Origin of the sequence: Neobacillus oceani, from assembly GCF_046237595.1 — a bacterium.
GTDB classification, from domain to species: Bacteria; Bacillota; Bacilli; order Bacillales; family Cytobacillaceae; genus Bacillus_D; species Bacillus_D oceani.
Window position 1 is genome coordinate 2898013 of record NZ_CP143543.1, and the last position, 18502, is coordinate 2916514.

Sequence of the window (18502 nt, forward strand, 5' to 3'; positions counted from 1 at the left end):
AAATTTTCCATCCTCTTCTTCATCAATTTATAGGCCGCATTTCAGCTGCGCATTGCAGTTCGTGCATGTGTTGCAGCCGCCAATTTCCTTAACTTGCCCTTTACGGCAGACAGGGCATGTATTGCCGATTTCCGAGCCGATTGTGACATTGGTGGAGCGAAGATCGCTGATTGTGTCAACCAACACAACATGCTGCTTCTGTTTTGGTTTAACTCCAACTGAGTCCTCAACTGTATTTTCTTCTGCCTTCAGGGTAAGCACCTGGGAATCACGCGATCCATCAACATAGACCGTGCCGCCCTTGGCACCGCCTTTGTAAAGGCGCTCGTACACTTTTTCTACCTGTTCAACGCTGTAGCCCTTAGGCGCGTTGACCGTTTTGCTGATGGAGCTGTCAATCCAACGCTGGATGACACACTGCACATCGGCATGCGCTTCAGGAGCAAGCTCCATTGCGGTCACAAACCAGTGTGGAAGGTTTTCCGGATCTGCTTCCGGATTCTTCTCCAAATACTCGCTTACGATATCCGCTTTAACTTCGATGAACTTGCCAAGCCTTCCGCTACGGAAGTATGAGAAGGAGAAGTATGGCTCTAGTCCTGTTGAAACTCCGACCATGGTCCCAGTAGATCCCGTCGGTGCAACAGTCAGTAAATGCGAGTTTCGAATTCCATTTTCCAAAATCGCTTCCCTTACTTCTTCAGGCATTTTTTGCATAAAACCTGTTTCAGTGAATGCCTTCCTCAGGCGGTTCGTTTCTTCCTCTGTTTCACCTGTGAGGAATGGGAAGCTTCCTTTTTCCTTCGCCAATTCGACGGAAGTCTTATAGGCGGTTACCGCGATGGTTTCAAACACTTTATCAACCAGTTTGTTTCCTTCATCGGATCCGTATTCTGTTTCACAGTAAATTAATAAATCGTGAAGGCCCATTACTCCAAGTCCGACGCGGCGTTCGCCTAGAGCTTGTTTTTTGTTCGCTTCAAGGAAGTATGGAGTGGAATCGATAACGTTGTCCTGCATCCTTACGCCGGTTGCGACTGTCTTCTTCAGTTTTTCAAAATTTACTGTCTTCGTTTCTTTGTCCGCCATCGCTGCAAGGTTAACTGCAGCTAAGTTGCAGACGGAATATGGTGCGAGAGGCTGCTCTCCACACGGGTTGGTTGCAACCACCTTTTGCCCATACGCCTGGGCGTTAGTCATGTCATTGGCATTGTCGATAAAGAAGATTCCCGGCTCAGCCGAATAAGTGGCACATATGTTAATCAGATTCCAAAGTTCTTTTGCTTTGATCTTTTTATAAGTACGGACTTTGTAGCCCATTTTTTCCCACTCGCGGACATCGCCGACTTTATGCCATTCTTCGTTGTAAATTTTCATCGTTTCCTCGTCGTAGCTTTCGACTGCTGGGAAACGCAGTTCATATTCAGCGTCGTTTTCGACTGCTTCCATGAAGTCCTTTGTCAAGGTTACGGAAATGTTTGCTCCTGTTAAAAATTCAGGGTTGTGGACGGTGTAATTGCCGCCTTCCGCAAGCTTTTCTTCCGCATCGGCTATGATTCTTTCACTGAATCCGCCATAGCCTGGGATATGTTTATAATTGATAATTCCTTGATACATTGCCTTTTCCTGTTCTGTGAGCGGGGTGAACTTAAGCTTGTTTTTCGCCTGCTTCTGAATCCATTCATCGGTTGTGTTTTCAATCAGGAACCTTAGGATCCTTGGGTTTTGCATTTTTGAAATAATGAATTCGATAATATCAGGATGCCAGTCCGCTAGCATGATCATTTGGGCCAAGTATGTTGCGCTGAATCGCTACTTCAGCTCTCTAAGTCACCCTAGAGTTCAGACCATTTCTTACACTCAAACTGAGTGTCCTCGCACTTCGGGACCGCTTGATCCCTACTCTACTTCCTTCCGCGTAAAGCGTGGTTTCGATGGCCGTTGAACCTTCTCCATATTCCTTCTGAAATTAGGAGCTTGGCTGCTGATTGTCTTTATCCACTCGCTGTTTTCAAGCCTTCACGCTTACCGTTTCCAGTTACGTTGTAGCCAGCAAGCCATGTAAAGAGTTCCCAGCAATTCACGAGGTTTATTTATAGACGAGGCACTTATTTACCACGTCTTGACCCACCTTGCTCAACAAGATGTGTGAGCTTGGCGATGTCATCAAGCCAGGATACAGAACCGGAAGATTTTCCGTTTACCCCTCTCGCTAGTGTCGCACGAGGCCTAAGGGTTGAACCGTTCGTTCCGACTCCGCCTCCGCGGCTCATGATTTCCATGACTTGCTTCCTGTGATCGGAAATCCCTTCACGCGAATCCTGGACAAAAGGCATGACGTAACAATTGAAGAATGTTACATCCGTTCCGGCGCCTGCACCGTAAAGCACCCGGCCTGCAGGAATGAAGTTCATGTTCACGAGTTCTTCGTAGAACTTGTTGAACCACTCAAGCCTTTTTTCTTCTGTTTTTTCAACTGATGCCAGGCCTGTAGCGTTTCTTAGAGCAATCTGCTCATAAAAGATTTCAAGAGGCTTTTCAATTACATCGAGCGACCTTGTAATGACGCCGGTCGTGACTTCCTCAGGTGTGTCCAGAACCCCGCGGTACTCCTCATCCACCATCACCTGGGCAGTTTTCTTTTCCCAGTCGATCTCAAGGATGTAGCCTAGTCCCCTTGCCGGGAATTTTGGGTCCTCTTTCACAGTCAGAACAACGAAGTCACCCTTTGTCAGGGTAATCTTTTCGGTGTCCTTGAATGTGTACCTGTCGAGCATGACAAGTCGGGACACACCCTTATGGGTAATGTGCATATCCGGCGTAACAGGGTGAACCTGCGGAAATAGGCGGATATCCTCATTCAGCCTTTCAAAATCAATATTTAGTTTTTTTCTCAACGCAACAGACATGATCACATCTCCTTGTACAAATAGTATCTTTCCTCTTTTGTCGAAATCTAGGTTGTTATGTTATGTCCAGTTGTTCATTTGGAATACCCTAAACCTATCACATCGAAACCCCTAAAATCAATATATAGTACCTGAAATATTTTTATTACTACTACATATTGGGGATTAGGCAAAATAATAAAATTTTGTCAAAATCAAAATCCATTAAAAAACGGAGATAATGAGAGATTTAATAAGAATTTCTACATGAAATAATTAATTTTGACATATTTCGAAGGTTGCTCTTCACAGGAATAACCTAATAAAGAACAGGGGTTTTTACCAACATAACAAGAAAAGAGCGGCAGTCCGCTCCTTATCTTTTATAATTCCATTCATCGTTCTCATAAACGTCCGAAGCAAGTTTTTCTACTTCCAAACGCTGCTCCTCGGTTAGGCGATAAGGAACTAATTCAATCCCAAGCCCGGTTTCAAATCCATTTTTGAATGCAGCTTTCGCTTCTTCCAGGCTGATTGGCTTTTGGCTGACTTCATTAATCGTTACAGCTTTATTTTTGAAGGAAGCCATCATCCGGTCCTTCACTCTTTCACTAGGGTAGTGGAATAAGGAAAAAAGCTTCTCTTCATCAAGATCCAACAAAATGGAACCGTGCTGGAGAATAACCCCCTTCTGCCTTGTCTGCGCGCTCCCGGCAACCTTGCGCCCTTCTACTACAAGCTCATACCAGCTTGGCGCATCGAAGCAATTGGACGACCTAGGTTGTTTGAGCGAATCCTTCTCTTCTTCCGTTTTCGGGATGGAAAAATTGGCGTCGAGGCCCAAATTCCTGAACCCATGCAGGATACCTTCCGAAATGACACGGTACGCTTCGGTAACCGATACCGGCATTTTCGGATGGTTTTCCGATACAATCACACTGTATGTAAGCTCATTTTCGTGCAGTACGCCCCTGCCCCCTGTTGGCCTCCTGACAAAACCAAGTCCATGTTCACGGACAGCGTCCATATTTATTTCCTTTTCAGCTTTTTGAAAATAGCCGATCGATAGTGTTGCGGGACTCCAGCCGTAAAAACGGATCACAGGCGGCAATTCCCCCTTGCTATGCCACTCCAGCAACGCTTCATCGAGTGCCATGTTAAAGGAGGGAGAACCTGCTCCTGAATCTATGAAATACCACTTTTCCTTCATAACAGCCCTTCTTTACTGGTTAACTAGTTAATGCCGCGATTTTTAGTCTATCAGAATGGCACTCAAAATCATAGCAGTATGAATCGCCATTAAAAGCAACGGGAAAAGAATTTGGGGATTACCCTTTACTGTAGCAAGCTTTGGCTTATATAATAGTACTTGTTGTTGCAGCAAAGCTTGAAAGGGGTACTTTAACGTGAGTCCACTCTATTTTACGCTAGTATTGATTGCCGGTTTCATTGTTTACTCGGTGATCATGTGGCTTTATCAGCGGAAAATCGTCAAAACACTATCGGAGGACGAGTTCCGCGCTGGTTACCGGAAAGCGCAGCTTATTGATGTGCGCGAGCCGAATGAATTCAATGCAGGCCATATCCTTGGCGCAAGGAATATCCCGCTATCCCAATTGAAAACACGCATAAAGGAAATTCGACCTGACTTGCCTGTTTACTTATATTGTCAAAGCGGAATGCGCAGCGGCCGTGCGGCGCAATTCCTCTATAGGAAAGGCTATAAGGATTTAAGCCAGCTTGAAGGCGGATTCAAAAAATGGTCCGGAAAAATTAAAGCAAAGAAATAAGGCCGGGGCCCTTGCAGAAATGCAGGAGGCCTTTTGTTTTTGGAAAACATCGTAAAATGGCGAATGACGGTAATTAACTGTACGACTATCTTATACTTGATGCCATAGCAAAAGCCCGCACAATTGTCTGTGCGGGCTTTTTTAAAGGTAATAATTGTTTATTTTTTGTCTAGCGCCGGCGCTTTTCTTTTATTCAGGGCGGTAGCGAAGTACTGGCTTCCTTGCCGCGGCTGTTTCATCCAGCCTTCCAACAACAGTCGTGTGCGGTGCCTCCTGGACGATCTCAGGGTTCTCCTCTGCTTCCTTTGCAATCTGGATCATTGTATCAATGAATCCGTCGAGGGTTTCCTTCGACTCCGTTTCAGTCGGTTCAATCATAATGCACTCCTCGACATTAAGCGGGAAGTAGATGGTTGGCGGGTGGTAGCCAAAATCCAGGAGCCTCTTTGCGATATCCAGCGTACGGACCCCTAACTTCTTTTGCCTGCGGCCGCTCAATACGAATTCGTGCTTGCAGTGGCGGTCGAATGGAAGGTCAAAATGCGGCTGCAGCCTTCTCATCATATAGTTTGCATTCAACACGGCATACTCGGTTACGGCCTTTAATCCATCCGGCCCCATGGAGCGGATGTATGTGTAGGCACGGACATTGATGCCAAAATTCCCATAGAACGGCTTGACGCGGCCGATTGACTGCGGCCTGTCGTAATCGAATACGAACTTGTCGTCGCGTTTGGTCAATATCGGCTTTGGCAAGTACGGGATCAAATCAGCCTTAACACCGACAGGGCCTGAACCAGGACCGCCGCCTCCGTGTGGGCCGGTGAATGTCTTATGGAGATTCAGGTGGACAACGTCAAAGCCCATATCTCCAGGACGTGCCTTTGACATGACAGCATTCAGGTTCGCGCCATCGTAATAGAGCTTTCCTCCGGCACCATGGACAATATCCGCCATCTCAAGGATGTTTTCCTCAAAAAGCCCAAGCGTATTCGGATTGGTTAGCATTAGTGCGGCCGTATCCTCACCGACAACACTGCGCAGGTCATCCAAATCGACCAGGCCTTTTTCATCTGATTTAACCGTTACGGTTTCAAAACCGGCCACAGTCGCCGATGCGGGATTCGTGCCATGAGCGGAGTCAGGGACAATAACCTTCGTCCTCTTCAAATCATTGTTGGCTTCATGGAATGCGCGGATCATCATTAACCCGGTCCACTCCCCATGAGCCCCGGCAGCCGGCTGGAGTGTTACTTCGTCCATTCCGGTGATTTCGATTAAATGCTGCTGTAGGTCATACATCAAGCCAAGCGCACCCTGTACGGAGCTTTCGTCCTGGAGCGGGTGGATATGGGCGAAACCGCTGTACCTCGCAACATTTTCGTTAATTTTCGGATTGTATTTCATCGTGCATGATCCAAGCGGATAAAAGCCTGAATCGACACCGTGGTTGCGCTTCGAAAGCGCGGTATAGTGGCGCATAATATCGAGTTCGGATACTTCCGGAAGATTCGGTTCCTGCTCGCGTACATAGCCAACCGGGAGGAGTCCGTTCAAATCAAGCTCGGGAACATCCATTTCCGGCAGGCTGTAGCCGATACGGCCTGGTTTGCTTACCTCGAAAATTAGCTGCTGGTCCTGGTTATGCATGCAGATCCCCCAATTCCTTAGCAAATGTATCAATTTCTTCCTTGGTCCTCAGCTCTGTCACAGCGACTAGCATGTGGCCTGATAATTCCTTATAATCACGGCCAAGGTCATAGCCGCCTATAATCCCTTTTTGGAGAAGGGCCTGGTTGATTTCCTTAACTGGTTTATTGAGCTTGATGACGAATTCATTGAAGGATGGGCCATCCATGACGATTTCAAGGCCATTTTCCTTCAATGCTTTTTTCGCATAGTGCGCTTTCTGGATATTCGCAGCCGCCATTTCCCTGACGCCTTTTTTGCCAAGGGCTGTCATTGCGACGGACGCGGCCAGCGCGTTCAAAGCCTGATTCGAGCAAATATTGGAAGTCGCCTTGTCGCGGCGGATATGCTGCTCACGGGCTTGGAGTGTCAGTACAAAGCCGCGGCGCCCTTGCTCGTCATGGGTTTGGCCGACAAGCCTACCCGGAACCTTCCTCATCAATTTTTCAGTTACGGCAAAATACCCACAATGCGGGCCTCCGAAAGCAGCAGGAATGCCAAACGGCTGCGCGTCACCCACAACGATATCAGCCCCGAACTTGCCCGGAGGAGTAAGCACGCCCAATGCCAATGGGTTGCTAGAGACAACAAACATTGACTTATGCTCATGCGCGATTTCTTCGATTTCCTTCAACTGTTCGATTCTGCCAAAGAAGTTTGGATACTGGACGATAACAGCGGCAATATCTCCTCCCGCTAGCTCCTTCAAGGCATCCAGGTCGGTCAGTCCGTCCTTCGCTGGAATATCCACCACTTCAATGTATTGTCCCTTCGCGTAGGTTTTTACAACCTCGCGGGATTCTGGGTGGACAGCTTCCGATATTAGGATTTTCTTCCTGCGTGTCTGCCCGGCACTAAGCGTCGCCGCTTCCGCAAGGGCGGTGCCTCCGTCATACATAGACGAGTTCGCTACATCCATGCCTGTTAGCTCGCAAATCATTGTCTGGAACTCAAAAATCGCCTGGAGTTCCCCCTGGGAAATTTCCGGCTGGTAAGGAGTATAAGCCGTATAAAACTCAGAACGGGAAAGGACATGATCGACAATGACAGGCATGTAATGGTCATAGACCCCTGCGCCAAGGAAGGAAGCATGGCTTTTGAAGTCCGCGTTTTTGCCTGCAAGCTCGGCAAGTTCTTTCATTAGCTCCGTTTCGGATTTTGCGGGTTTAATCTTGTATTCACCCTGGAAACGAACCTTTTCAGGGATATCTTTAAAAAGCTCATCAACGGAATCGACGCCAATCGCTTCAAGCATGGCCGCTTTGTCTTGTTCCGTCATCGGTAAATAGCGGTGTTTCATCAGGATTCCCCCCTAATTATTTCTTTTCTCTTTTGTAAAAAGGTACTGGCACTATTTTCGCTTTCAGCTTTTTGCCGCGGATTTCAACTTCAGCTTCGTTATCCAATCCAGCAAATTCGGTATTGATCAGGACTAGGCCGACATTCTTCTTCAAAGTCGGGGATTGGGTTCCGGTCGTAACCTCGCCGACCCGTTCATCGCCTGAGTAAACCGGATACCCATGGCGCGGTATGCCTCTGTCGATCATTTCAATTCCGGCGATCTTCCTTTGAAGGCCATTTTCTTTTTGTTGCTTAAGCGCTTCCTTGCCGATAAAGTTATCTTCTTTATTAAGCTTTACGGCAAAGCCTACTCCTGCTTCAAGAGGAGAAATTTCCGGTGATAATTCCTGGCCGTATAGAACAAGGTTCGCTTCAAAACGAAGAGTATCACGGGCGCCAAGGCCGCATGGTTGCACTCCTTCTGCCTTACCTGCTTCGAGGATGGCATTCCACAGGTTTACTACATCGGCAGGGTCGCAATAAATTTCGAAGCCATCTTCCCCAGTGTATCCTGTCCTGGAGACAAGGGCTTTCGCGCCATTCAGGTCGACTCCATCCTTAAACTTGAAGAAACCAATATCGGATAGGTTGTCTTCCTTGGCAAGCTTTTGAAGGACACTCTCTGCAAGAGGGCCTTGGATGGCAAGCTGGGTGTATTTATCAGAAAGGTTTTCCACCGTAGCATCGCCTTCTAGATGTTCCTTTAGCCATTCATAATCTTTATCCGTGTTGGAAGCATTGACTACAAGCAGGAAATGGTCCGGCCCCATTTTGTAAATGAGCAAATCATCAACCGTGCCACCGTTTTCGTAGCACATCGCTGTATATTGCGCTGCCCCTTCCCGTACCTTAGAAACATCGTTTGTCATCATTTTTTGTAAAAATTTCAGGCTGTCTGGCCCTTTCACTTCGATTTCACCCATGTGGGAAACATCGAATAATCCAGCCTTCGTCCTTACAGCCTCATGTTCTTCCTTAATACCTGAAAATTGGACGGGCAATTCCCAGCCGCCAAAATCAATCGTTTTCCCGCCGTATTCCTTGTATACCTCGAAAAGCGGCGTCCGCTTGAGTTCTGCCATACTTTAATCCCCCTTCTTTGATGATTTCTCAACAAGTTTCAATTTTCCACAAAAAACCCCTTATTCACTGGCCCAGTTTGTCCATTTACTTCCTCTATTTGACGGAAAAATCTTTTCCTTGCAAAAAAGGACAGAGCCCTCCCCTAAACGTAAGAGAGGTCTCTGTCCTTTCACCTGAAAGTTTACCTGTTGGCAGGTTTTCCCCTTTGGTGGCTTCATCCTATGTAAAGCGCTCTCCAGAGCTGCGTCCAACAAGAGTTCTTTTGCCTGAGAGATTCGCATAATTGCTTGCTCCTTCGGCGCTACTGGCGTAGTCTCTCCCCTTGTTATCATCCGCTATTATAATATTTTTCAAACGGGCTATACTAACATTCAGCGAAACTTCAAGTTTGGGATTTCCCGGCTGTGCATGTAGATGCGGAGCCTGGTCCACCGCCTTCCCTTTACTGTACCGGTCTGGCGAAAGCCTTCCCGCAGTGCGGAAAACAAGTGAGAGCGGAGATTGTTGCAATAATTGAAACTTTTAAAACTACCTCCATCCTACCATTAAACCATTCGCAAGGGCAACGGTTTTATAGGTTATTGCCGGGGATTGCCCCAAAAAAAGAAAGCGTTTACAGTTTCTGGCGCATTCTTTCAACCTTTTGGAAAGGAGCATAACGTCATGCCTGTTCAAATTGACATCGATACTTCCTGGCACGACGATTTCCTGCAAAGGATTGGCCAGGACGGCCCATGGGGGAACTGGGAACTATTCAAGCTTGCTATTGCGGCTGAACAGCATTTGGCGATTCCTGAATTTGAAGGGCTGCAGGCGCCAAAATACCTTCCCGGGCTTACCCCTCTCCCGCACCAGCTCGAAGCCGCGAAGCAAGTGGTTGAAAACATGAATGGCAAAGCAATCCTTGCTGATGAAGTCGGCCTTGGCAAAACGATTGAGGCAGGTTTAATTTTGAAAGAATACATGATTAGGGGGCTGGTCAGAAAAGTGCTGATTTTAGTCCCGGCATCCCTCGTTACCCAATGGGCAATGGAGTTAAATTCCAAATTCCACATTCCGGCGGTTACCCAAAAAAAAGCATACGTGTGGGACCAAAGCGACGTGGTTGTTTCATCAATCGATACTGCCAAAAGGGCTCCCCACCGGGAACTTGTCTATAAACAGGACTATGATATGGTTATCATTGATGAAGCCCATAAATTGAAAAATAACAAAACGAAAAATTATGAATTTGTCCAAAATCTGAAAAAGAAATTCTGCCTCCTTCTGACTGCAACGCCGATTCAAAACAAAATCGAGGAGATTTTCAATCTAGTGTCGCTTCTGAAACCGGGGCACCTCGGGAACGAGTCATCCTTTTATGATAAATACAGGAAAGATTCACGTACCCTTGCCGATGATGCGAATTTAAAGGAACTTGTTAATAAAGTGATGATCCGGAACCGGCGTGGCGATACCGGTATCGAGTGGACAAAGCGGCATGTCCAAACCATCCCGATTGAATTTTCCGAGACGGAGCGAAGCCTTTATGATGCCATTACGGATTTGCGTTCATCCGGGGATTGGGCCCAAACAAGCGCGTTCTCCTTAATAACTTTGCAGCGCGAGGCTTGCAGCAGCAGGGAAGCGGTTTATTACACATTGAAAAATATGCTCCTCCGCACAGAAGGCCCTTCTGCCAGATTCGAAAGTAAAATCAATGAGCTGATTGAACTCGTTAACCGGGTGGACCGAAACTCGAAAGCCGAAAAAGCGCTTGAATTAATTAAAACGATCGGGGATAAGGTGATTATATTCACGGAATACCGCGCAACACAGTTCTATTTGCAATGGTACTTGAAGCAGCATGGCATCAGCTCGGTTCCCTTCCGCGGGGGCTTTAAAAGGGGAAAAAAGGACTGGATGAAGGAGTTGTTCCAAAAACACGCCCAAGTGTTAATTGCCACCGAGGCAGGCGGCGAAGGTATAAACCTGCAGTTTTGCAGCCATATCATCAATTTCGACCTTCCCTGGAACCCCATGAGGCTCGAGCAAAGAATTGGACGTGTCCATCGGCTTGGGCAGGAGAAAGATGTCATAATCTATAATTTTGCGGTAAAGGATACGATGGAAGAACACGTCCTCAAGCTTTTATATGAAAAAATCCATTTATTCGAAAAGGTCATTGGGGAGTTGGATGATATTCTCGCAAAATTGGAGCTCGGCAATATGGAGGACCACTTGGCAGATATCTTCGGCCATTCCTTAACAGAAGGCGAAATGAGGATTAAAATGGAAAACCTGGCATCGATGGTCGAATTCGCGAATCGTTACAGGGAGGGAACACAGCATGCTGCAGCAGGAAATCCATAAGTTTCTCGCGGATTATTTCCAGTCGAACGACTGTGAAGTAACCGAACATTCCCCTGGCCATCTAACAGTCCAGCTTACAGAACAAATTGATAAGGAACTTATGAACCGCCCCTTTTATTGGCACTACTTGGAAAAGACAGGCGGCGCTCCAAACCCAATATCAGTTACGTTTATAACAGATCAGGAAAAATGCCCTCCGGATTTAAAGGGCGAGCATATTCATCTTGGTTCTCCCCGCCTGCACCAAATCTTTCAATCGGCAAAGAAGCTTTCGCGGTTCACCCGGCAATACCACCTCCATCAAGAGGGAAGGCAGACTCCCCTTCTTCCATGGCTTGTACTTAACGTGAAAGTCTCATATAAATGTGATCGAAAGAGGGATGTTTTAAGGTCGGTTGGACTCCATTTGATTAACGGGAGAGTCGTTGAAGGGTTTCATGATAGACTGCTGTCCATTCCTTTAACACCGAAAATCCCTGATTATTCGTATACAATCTCCCCGCTAATCATGCCAAAGAGCGGCTTTATCAGGGTAGAGAATTATTTAAGGTCGGGTATTGAACTTGAAGATCATACATGGGCGGAAGCGGCGATTGAAAGATGGGAAAAGGACGAGCGCCTTCTTAATCATTTTTACGAAGGTTCATCAGACGAATATTCGGAAAGCTACCAAATTGAGAAAAAAGCCCTGCAGGAGCAGTATGAACCAAAGGTGATAATTTCGCTCATCAACGGGGGGCTTTTTTATCTGAAGGATAATGCCATATGAAGTTTTTGCGTTCAGAAAAATGAGAAACGGGTGGCCCGTTTCTCATTGTTTTTTTCTTTTCACACCTAGATAGACGATATAAGGCAGAATGCCAAACCACCGGTACCAAAAGGAGGCCCTTGCCTCTTTTTTGGCAGTGCGGAGCCTCTTTCGCTCATCTTTCGGCTGGTCAGCATATTTTACGAACGACTGGGCTATATAGTGGACAAAGTCATTGGTTTTCATTTAGCACACCTGCTTTCAATTCCCTGTTAGCAAGTATGCCCTTGCCCCCGTTTTTTCAAACTGGCGATAAGCTCTTCCGTAATTTTTTCGGGTGTTTTCCCGCTCGTATCAATCCGGATATCCGCTGTTTCCAGATAGATTGGCATCCTACTGATTAGCCGCTCGCGGATTTCCTTTTCCTTATTGCCTTTAAGGAGAGGGCGTGAGTGGTCGTCCCTGAGCCTTAAAAGGACTTCATCAGCGGGGGCGTCGAGGAAAATGACAATTCCTTTTTCTTTCATCACGAGCCGGTTCATTTCTTTAAGCGGGGCTCCCCCGCCTGTCGCCACTATTGTATCGTATTCAGGAAGTGCTTTTAGCACAGATGTTTCCAGTTCCCTGAAACGAGCTTCACCAAATTCAGCAAATATCTCGCTTATGCTTTTCCCTTCCTGCCTGACAATTTCCTTATCCGTATCGATGACCCTCTGGCCAAGCTTTTCCCCCAATAGCCTGCCGATTGTTGATTTGCCCGAACCCATGAATCCGATTAATATGATAGTTTCCATATCCAGCTCCGTTAGTTTTTTTCCATCCATTTTACCATCTTTTTAAGCGGAATGTCATAATATCCGTATCCTTCAACAGGAATTGCGCCGTCTACTTTAACGGAAATTGTGATCTTAAGGGTACCCGGCGATGCTGTGGAAACGGTGTATGCAACAAGGCCCCTCCGATACGCAAAACTCCCGCCTGTGGCAGTTCCGCTTCCTTCCTGAAAGGATTTTTCAATTTTCTTCAGGGAGCTAATCATGTAATATTCCTGGATTTGGATTGTTTCAATCTCCTTTGCCATCCTTGTTTCAATTAGCAAAAGTTCCGATGCCGCGGTGAGCGTGACAGAGATCGCCAAAAGCACCGCCAACGTCAATGGATAGGTGAATCCACCATTGCCTTTAGGCATTAGCCGCCCTCCCAATTTACGAAAGAATGGATGCTGCCTCTGTATTCCTTACCATTTAAATCTTTGAGGAAAATGGTGATGGTTTGCCCATCCCTTGAGAACGAGGCTGATGCAATCTTCTGGATCAGGACCTCATGGCCGCTAACATTAACCCTTCTCCTAAGCAGGTTTCCATACTTTTCATAAATGATTGTATCTTTCCCGTTTTTCATGATCAGCCTCCCAGACACCACTTCGGCAGAGCTTGACATCCTTACTTCCTTTTTCGCCTGATTGAAAAAAACATCCCATTCCATTTCCTGCAGCCTATGGCCTGCATGGCTCTTATTGCTTGCTATAACCAATATGGAAGGAAGGAGCAGATAGGCAATGATGCAAAAAGCCCCTAATGCGATGAGCATTTCGGCAAGGCTGAATCCTCTTTCATTCAACAAATCCGCAAACTGTTCCTGTCCCTGTGGCTGGATGTTCATAAGATACACAAACCTCCCTGCTCCCATTTCCAGACTGCTTGATGTAGATTGTATAGTTGGTAACGCCAATTTTCTCTATATGGGAAAAAGGCCCCGACCCTTCCGACACTGTTCGGATCAGCTCGGAATACATTAGCTGCCTGGCGTTCTTTTCAAGGCTGATTCGTTCACCTTTCTCCCAAAGAAATACTAGTGAGGGTATAAGGAACAAGGCGGCTATTCCAAGAGCGGTTAAAGACAAAAGCATCTCAACAAGGAAAAAACCATTATTCCGCCGCAACATAAAATCTTCCCCTGCCAATCTGGATCGTCATTTTGTATTTCTCTTCATCCACATAGATAAAGAATGAACCAAACATATTTACATTCCCGTCTACAAGGAATTTAAAAGATAACGGCATGGAACCTTTTGTAATATTGATTTCCTTCGGATACCAACGATTCGTGACGAGCGGCATATCGAATCTTTCGTGTGAATAATAATAATTTTTATCCCGTACGATGTTGAATGTCACTTCCCGCTGATGTGAAATCGCATAGAGCTGGGAATAGTAAAGATCCGCCTTTAGAACATTGAAGAATGCCTCCTTCTTGGCTGTTTCATAAAGGGGTATCGTGATAGCAAGGCTAGCTGTTGAAATCGCCAGAAATCCCGCCAATGCAATCAGGGCTTCGGCCATGCTGAAACCTTTTTCAGACGCCATCATTGGGCTGCTGTAACTTCCGTCGTTTCAATTACCTGCCCATTCGGGCCGATTGTCAGCTTTGTTTTACCGCCTGGGCAGCCGCCGGCATTTGGAGGCAAGTAATCACCAGCAATCAAATCGCCGATTGAGGAAGGATATATCCCTTTTTCCAACACAAATGCCTGTACTTGGGCCTCGACCATTTTTTTATACGCATCGCACCCTTTTGCATTGATATTCTCATTATGCTTTGCGATATTCGGGATGGTGATTACAAGCAGAACTGTAATCACAAGCATGACGACCATCATTTCCACCAATGTAAAACCTTGAGTGTTTTTTAGTATGCGCTTCATTTTTTCTCCTCCTTCAAATACCGTCAAGCATATGGAACATGGGCAGTAAAATCGCCATGTACATGCTAATGACGAGCAATGCAATTACCAGGAAGATAACCGGCTGGATTGTCCTGGTCATTTTTTCTACTTTCCCCTCAAGTTTAGAGAGGCAATGTTTGCTGTAAAATCGCAGTTCTTCCTCTAGCTTGCCGTTTTCCTGCCCGTGGCGGACGACCATTGGTAATTCATCCTCAAAGAAAGGCATAGATGCTAGGATTGCTTCGAGCCTTTCTCCGCCAGCAAGCTGTTCTTTAATGAGCCCCGCCGCTTCTCTGTAAAATTCCTGTTTCTTATTTTCCACGAAAAAAGAAAGTGCATCGAAAACGGAAAGTCCCCCTGAAAGCAAATAGCACAATTGAATTGAAAAGTAATGGGTATGAAGGATTCTGAGGATGCTTCCTGCGAATGGAAGTCGTAGGAGAAGCTTTCTTTGTGCCAAGACGGGAAGGGTTTTGAATCTGAAATGATAAAGTCCGGTGCCTATGAATATCGTCGATAAGACAATTCCTCCGAGAATAGGGAGCGCTTGTCCAATGGTAGAAATAAAGACAGTGAAAAAGTTGGCCTTCAGGCCCATGGAATCAAATAAAAGTGAAAAGCGAGGCAGGAGGGACCTTTGGACGAAAATAAGAAGAATACTTGTAAAGGCGAGCAGCAGTAGTGGATAATACATTAGCTTCATCAGTTTCCTGGCATCCCTGTCCCGATTGAGCAGGGCTTTGCTCCCTTCTAGTACTGCCTCCGCAAAGTTGCCATGCTGCTCCGCGAAAAAGACGTATCCGGATAACTCTCTATTAAACCCCATATCTTCAAGAGCCTTGTGGAAAGGGACGCCATTTTTAAGAAGGCTCAAACAGTGTTCCAGGTCCCGCTTCCGTGTTCCCGGAAGCTGATATGACAATGATTCAATTGCTTCCGACAGGTGGTATCCCCTTTGGAGCAGCTCCCCCGCCTTTTTCAGGAATTCCGCCTGATCCTTTAAAGGCCATTTACGCTTCCTCATGGGAAAATACCAGCCTTTCATATTCCGATTCTTTAATATAACCGAGTGCAATCCCCTTCAGGATTGCCTTGCCTAATGATTCGTATTCCACTTTTACCGTTTCTCCCCTCGAGGATAGAATGGCCGCTTCAAGGGCTTTTCCGGAAAGAAGCTCAAAGACGCTCGCCCTTTTCCTCACCCCGCTCGAATGGCAGAAAGGGGAACATTCCCCGCTGCAATAAGGACAGATCAATTCGACAATCCGCTGGGCGGTAACGGCGACAAGCGTTTGCTCAACCTCAAGCCAGTTCACCCCAAACTCATGAAGCCGATGGATTGCCCCCGGCGAGTCTCTTGTGTGCATTGTTGTAAGTACGAGATGCCCGGTCATTGCGGCCCTCACCGCCACCCTGGCTGTTTCAGCATCACGGATTTCCCCGACCATGATAATATCTGGATCATGCCTTAGAATCGCTTTCAGCCCAGCGGCATACGTTACTCCTGCTTTTTCATTCACTTGAACCTGCAGGACGGTACCGCATTCCTTTTCAATTGGATCCTCAAGGGTAATTACGCTTCGATGGAATTTACTCGCTGTTTCATTAAGAAGGGAATAAAGGGTGGTGGTTTTGCCGCTCCCCGTTGGCCCGGTGAAAATAATCATGCCATGGGAATGATTGAGCAGGTTCAGCAATTTTCTTGCCATACCCGGAAAGAGGGACAATCGGTCGAAGGAATATTTGTCATGTTGGGGCAGGAGCCTGATGACCATGCTTTCTCGGTTATTCGACGGAAGGGTTGACAGCCGCAGCCCGAATGAACGGCCATTGACTTCGGCGAAAACAGCGCCGCTCTGGGGCCTTCGCCGCTCACCAATATCCATATGGGCGGTAAATTTAAAATGGGAAATGAGCCTGTCGCATTCTTCCTTTGGAAGGGACATCCGAGGGCTTAGTTTGTTTGTAATACGGAATTGGATTAGCGTATCTTCTTTACGGGGGAGGATGTGGATATCTGTTGCATGATACTCGACAGCATTCGCGATAATTCTGTCTGCGAGGGTTTCTATGGCACTAGCAATGGAAAACACCACCTTTCAATTTCATTATACAGCTATCCAAAAAAAATACTAATTTCATCCAAATGAAATTTGTGAATTTTTTGTTAACAAACCCACACCCTTCGTTAGTAGCCTGCTAGCTGGTTTTTACTATTTCCCACAGAAAAAAAGTAGAATTTGAAGAAAATGTTCAGAAAACGAGTATTGACAGAAACATTGTATATAATTTGTATATTATTTGTATAGCTTTTGTATGATGACAATAGGTTAATTGTGAACACTTTCCAAACATAAAGTGTTAACATTGTTAACCTCATTCCAAAGGGATTAGTGCTGTATTATAATGGAATAAATTGAGGGGTCCGAGGTGAACCATAATGGAGCAAACTTTAAAAATAACTAACGTTTTATCCGATCCAACCAGGTATTACATCTATCAATACATCACTAAACGCCACCAGGAAGTAACAGTCCAAGAGGTAGCCGACAATTTCAATATCCATCCGAACGTCGCGCGCCTGCATCTTTCAAAGCTCGAGGATGTAAACATGCTTTCATCTGAAACGAAAAAGACCGGAAAAGGCGGCAGGCCGAGCAGGCTTTATAGGCTTTCCGATGATGTCATCCAACTCCACTTTCCCTACCGCGACTATATGCTTTTGTCAAAAGTTGCAATTCAAACCATGCTGGCACTAGGGGAAGAGGGAAAAAAAGCTTTATATTTAACTGGCAAGCGTTTCGGCGCGGAACTAATCGAACAGGAAATCACCAAAAGGATGCAGTCCGGAACAGAATTGGATTTTGAACAGAAGCTCTCCATCTTGAAAAGCGCTGCCACGCTTGCGGGCTTTTATCCCGAATTTGAAGTGAATGACGATAAGACAAAGATATTTTTCCAAATCTACAACTGCCCGTTCAAGGAAGTTGCCGTAGATCATTCAGAAGCAGTATGCAGCATGCACCATGAATTTTTGAAAGGCATGTTTGAAGCGTTATTCGAATCTGCCGAACTGATTGAGTATCAGAGTATCGCGAACGGCTGCGACACTTGCACCTATCAGGCACTGGTGTCCAACTAAGTTTTGGAGACGATAGTTTACTTTTCCATCTCTTTTATCTTATAATATGGTACGATGGTATCACGGGTAAAAGGGAGGGTTACATATGGAGCGAATGTACAGGGTGCTCGGGTTCTGGACCGGGATTTTCACGGTGATGTTTTACTTGGGGCATATGCCAAAAACGGCGCTGCTTTTCCTGGCACAGACCGGATTCTTTGTTCTTCTTAGCTATCTTAAATTATCAGAACGCATGTATATGTACATTTTTGGGGCTTATTTGACAATCTTCTTTGCTGGATTCACCTACTGGACTACCTTCATGATGCCGTTAGGCGGGGGCCATTAATTCCAGATTTGCTCAAAAAGACCGCCGGGGAGCCAACTTCCCCGGCGGTTTTTCTTGTTGTGTAGGAAATTTTAAAATGAAACTTAGAGGATAACTCGAAAAAAGTTATTGTAATCCAGCTCCACAAGGAAAGCTACGGCAGCATAGCATCGCACGAAGGAAAAGTGTTTTTCTTTTCCGAGGAGCGCCTAGCCAGTTTTCATCCCGAAAAGGCATCGTTGAGTATCTTGTAACAAATCATGGCTTGATAAAGTGATGATTTGTTACAGCTCGAGGTCATAAGCCGGTTCCCTCCGGAGGGCTGGCCCGTCCTCGGAAATCCTCAATTATGCTACCGCATAATTTGTGCGATGTAAGTTCGTTGAAGCCTTCCTTTGTGCTCGCATTTCCTTCGTGCGTGGGCGAATTCAGGATGC

Annotated in this window: 18 protein-coding genes, 2 pseudogenes and 1 riboswitch; of the genes and pseudogenes, 5 read left to right on the plus strand and 15 right to left on the minus strand. The window is 46.2% G+C overall.

Annotated features, from left to right (window positions below; genetic code table 11):
- Positions 1–27: 27 nt before the first annotated feature.
- The 3 genes and pseudogenes from V1499_RS14660 to V1499_RS14670 all read right to left on the minus strand — a co-directional run.
- Positions 28–1791, minus strand: a pseudogene (locus V1499_RS14660) (vitamin B12-dependent ribonucleotide reductase); the annotation flags it as partial.
- Between the two features lie 323 nt (positions 1792–2114).
- Positions 2115–2909 (minus strand): annotated as a pseudogene (locus tag V1499_RS14665) (ribonucleotide reductase N-terminal alpha domain-containing protein); the annotation flags it as partial.
- 355 nt (positions 2910–3264) lie between these two features.
- Positions 3265–4098, minus strand: coding sequence for a biotin/lipoate A/B protein ligase family protein (locus tag V1499_RS14670; RefSeq protein ID WP_409270634.1), 834 nt, complete (start codon positions 4096–4098; stop codon positions 3265–3267).
- Positions 4099–4294: 196 nt separating this feature from the next.
- Here V1499_RS14670 and V1499_RS14675 point away from each other — a divergent pair, with 196 nt between their 5' ends.
- Positions 4295–4678 carry a rhodanese-like domain-containing protein gene (locus V1499_RS14675; protein WP_316569631.1) on the plus strand — a complete coding sequence of 128 codons (384 nt, stop codon included), beginning with the start codon at positions 4295–4297 and terminating at the stop codon, positions 4676–4678.
- A gap of 189 nt (positions 4679–4867) precedes the next feature.
- On the opposite strand, the gene gcvPB is transcribed toward V1499_RS14675, so the two are convergent.
- Genes gcvPB through gcvT form a run of 3 tightly spaced genes read right to left on the minus strand, consistent with a single transcriptional unit; the run spans position 4868 to position 8790 of the window.
- A complete protein-coding gene (gene gcvPB / locus V1499_RS14680) occupies positions 4868–6328 on the minus strand; it encodes an aminomethyl-transferring glycine dehydrogenase subunit GcvPB (protein WP_409270635.1) in 1461 nt (486 codons plus the stop codon).
- The gene (gcvPA, locus tag V1499_RS14685) at positions 6321–7667 is read right to left on the minus strand and encodes an aminomethyl-transferring glycine dehydrogenase subunit GcvPA (protein WP_409270636.1); all 1347 of its coding nucleotides are present in this window, start codon (positions 7665–7667) and stop codon (positions 6321–6323) included. The genes gcvPB and gcvPA overlap by 8 nt, the downstream gene beginning before the upstream one ends.
- Positions 7668–7683: 16 nt before the next feature.
- The gene (gene gcvT / locus V1499_RS14690; RefSeq protein WP_409270637.1) at positions 7684–8790 is read right to left on the minus strand and encodes a glycine cleavage system aminomethyltransferase GcvT; all 1107 of its coding nucleotides are present in this window, start codon (positions 8788–8790) and stop codon (positions 7684–7686) included.
- A 245-nt stretch (positions 8791–9035) separates the two neighbouring features.
- A riboswitch (glycine riboswitch) is annotated at positions 9036–9123 on the minus strand.
- 331 nt (positions 9124–9454) lie between these two features.
- Between gcvT and V1499_RS14695 the strand changes: the two genes are divergently transcribed.
- Together V1499_RS14695 and V1499_RS14700 are read left to right on the plus strand one after the other, a co-directional pair.
- Positions 9455–11143, plus strand: coding sequence for a DEAD/DEAH box helicase (locus V1499_RS14695; RefSeq protein WP_409270638.1), 1689 nt, complete (start codon positions 9455–9457; stop codon positions 11141–11143).
- On the plus strand, positions 11121–11912 hold the full coding sequence (locus tag V1499_RS14700) for a YqhG family protein (RefSeq protein WP_409270639.1): 792 nt from the start codon (positions 11121–11123) through the stop codon (positions 11910–11912). Before V1499_RS14695 ends, V1499_RS14700 begins: the two co-directional genes overlap by 23 nt.
- A 42-nt stretch (positions 11913–11954) precedes the next feature.
- On the opposite strand, the gene V1499_RS14705 is transcribed toward V1499_RS14700, so the two are convergent.
- From V1499_RS14705 to comGA, 9 genes are read right to left on the minus strand one after another with little or no spacing between them, the layout of a single operon-like run.
- The gene (locus tag V1499_RS14705) at positions 11955–12137 is read right to left on the minus strand and encodes a YqzE family protein (RefSeq protein WP_316569625.1); all 183 of its coding nucleotides are present in this window, start codon (positions 12135–12137) and stop codon (positions 11955–11957) included.
- Positions 12138–12163: 26 nt separating this feature from the next.
- Positions 12164–12685 (minus strand): shikimate kinase, encoded by a 522-nt coding sequence (locus V1499_RS14710; protein ID WP_409270640.1) that lies wholly within the window; start codon positions 12683–12685, stop codon positions 12164–12166.
- Between the two features lie 11 nt (positions 12686–12696).
- On the minus strand, positions 12697–13080 hold the full coding sequence (gene comGG / locus V1499_RS14715; protein ID WP_409270641.1) for a competence type IV pilus minor pilin ComGG: 384 nt from the start codon (positions 13078–13080) through the stop codon (positions 12697–12699).
- Complete coding sequence (gene comGF, locus V1499_RS14720) at positions 13080–13553, minus strand: competence type IV pilus minor pilin ComGF (protein ID WP_409270642.1); 474 nt, start codon at positions 13551–13553, stop codon at positions 13080–13082. Before comGF ends, comGG begins: the two co-directional genes overlap by 1 nt.
- Positions 13504–13836 carry a type II secretion system protein gene (locus V1499_RS14725; RefSeq protein WP_409270643.1) on the minus strand — a complete coding sequence of 111 codons (333 nt, stop codon included), beginning with the start codon at positions 13834–13836 and terminating at the stop codon, positions 13504–13506. The genes comGF and V1499_RS14725 overlap by 50 nt, the downstream gene beginning before the upstream one ends.
- On the minus strand, positions 13820–14257 hold the full coding sequence (comGD, locus tag V1499_RS14730; RefSeq protein ID WP_409270644.1) for a competence type IV pilus minor pilin ComGD: 438 nt from the start codon (positions 14255–14257) through the stop codon (positions 13820–13822). Before comGD ends, V1499_RS14725 begins: the two co-directional genes overlap by 17 nt.
- Positions 14257–14595: a competence type IV pilus major pilin ComGC gene (comGC, locus tag V1499_RS14735; protein WP_409270645.1), complete on the minus strand. Its 339-nt coding sequence runs from the start codon at positions 14593–14595 to the stop codon at positions 14257–14259. Before comGC ends, comGD begins: the two co-directional genes overlap by 1 nt.
- A 13-nt stretch (positions 14596–14608) precedes the next feature.
- Complete coding sequence (gene comGB, locus V1499_RS14740) at positions 14609–15640, minus strand: competence type IV pilus assembly protein ComGB (protein ID WP_409270646.1); 1032 nt, start codon at positions 15638–15640, stop codon at positions 14609–14611.
- Positions 15627–16712 (minus strand): competence type IV pilus ATPase ComGA, encoded by a 1086-nt coding sequence (comGA, locus tag V1499_RS14745; protein WP_409270647.1) that lies wholly within the window; start codon positions 16710–16712, stop codon positions 15627–15629. The genes comGB and comGA overlap by 14 nt, the downstream gene beginning before the upstream one ends.
- A 344-nt stretch (positions 16713–17056) precedes the next feature.
- On the opposite strand from comGA, the gene V1499_RS14750 reads away from it, so the two are divergent.
- Both V1499_RS14750 and V1499_RS14755 read left to right on the plus strand, forming a co-directional pair.
- A complete protein-coding gene (locus V1499_RS14750) occupies positions 17057–17758 on the plus strand; it encodes a helix-turn-helix transcriptional regulator (protein WP_409270648.1) in 702 nt (233 codons plus the stop codon).
- Positions 17759–17843: 85 nt separating this feature from the next.
- Entirely contained in the window at positions 17844–18086 is a 243-nt protein-coding gene (locus tag V1499_RS14755) for a DUF2626 domain-containing protein (RefSeq protein WP_316572034.1), read from the plus strand.
- The last annotated feature ends 416 nt before the right edge of the window (positions 18087–18502 follow it).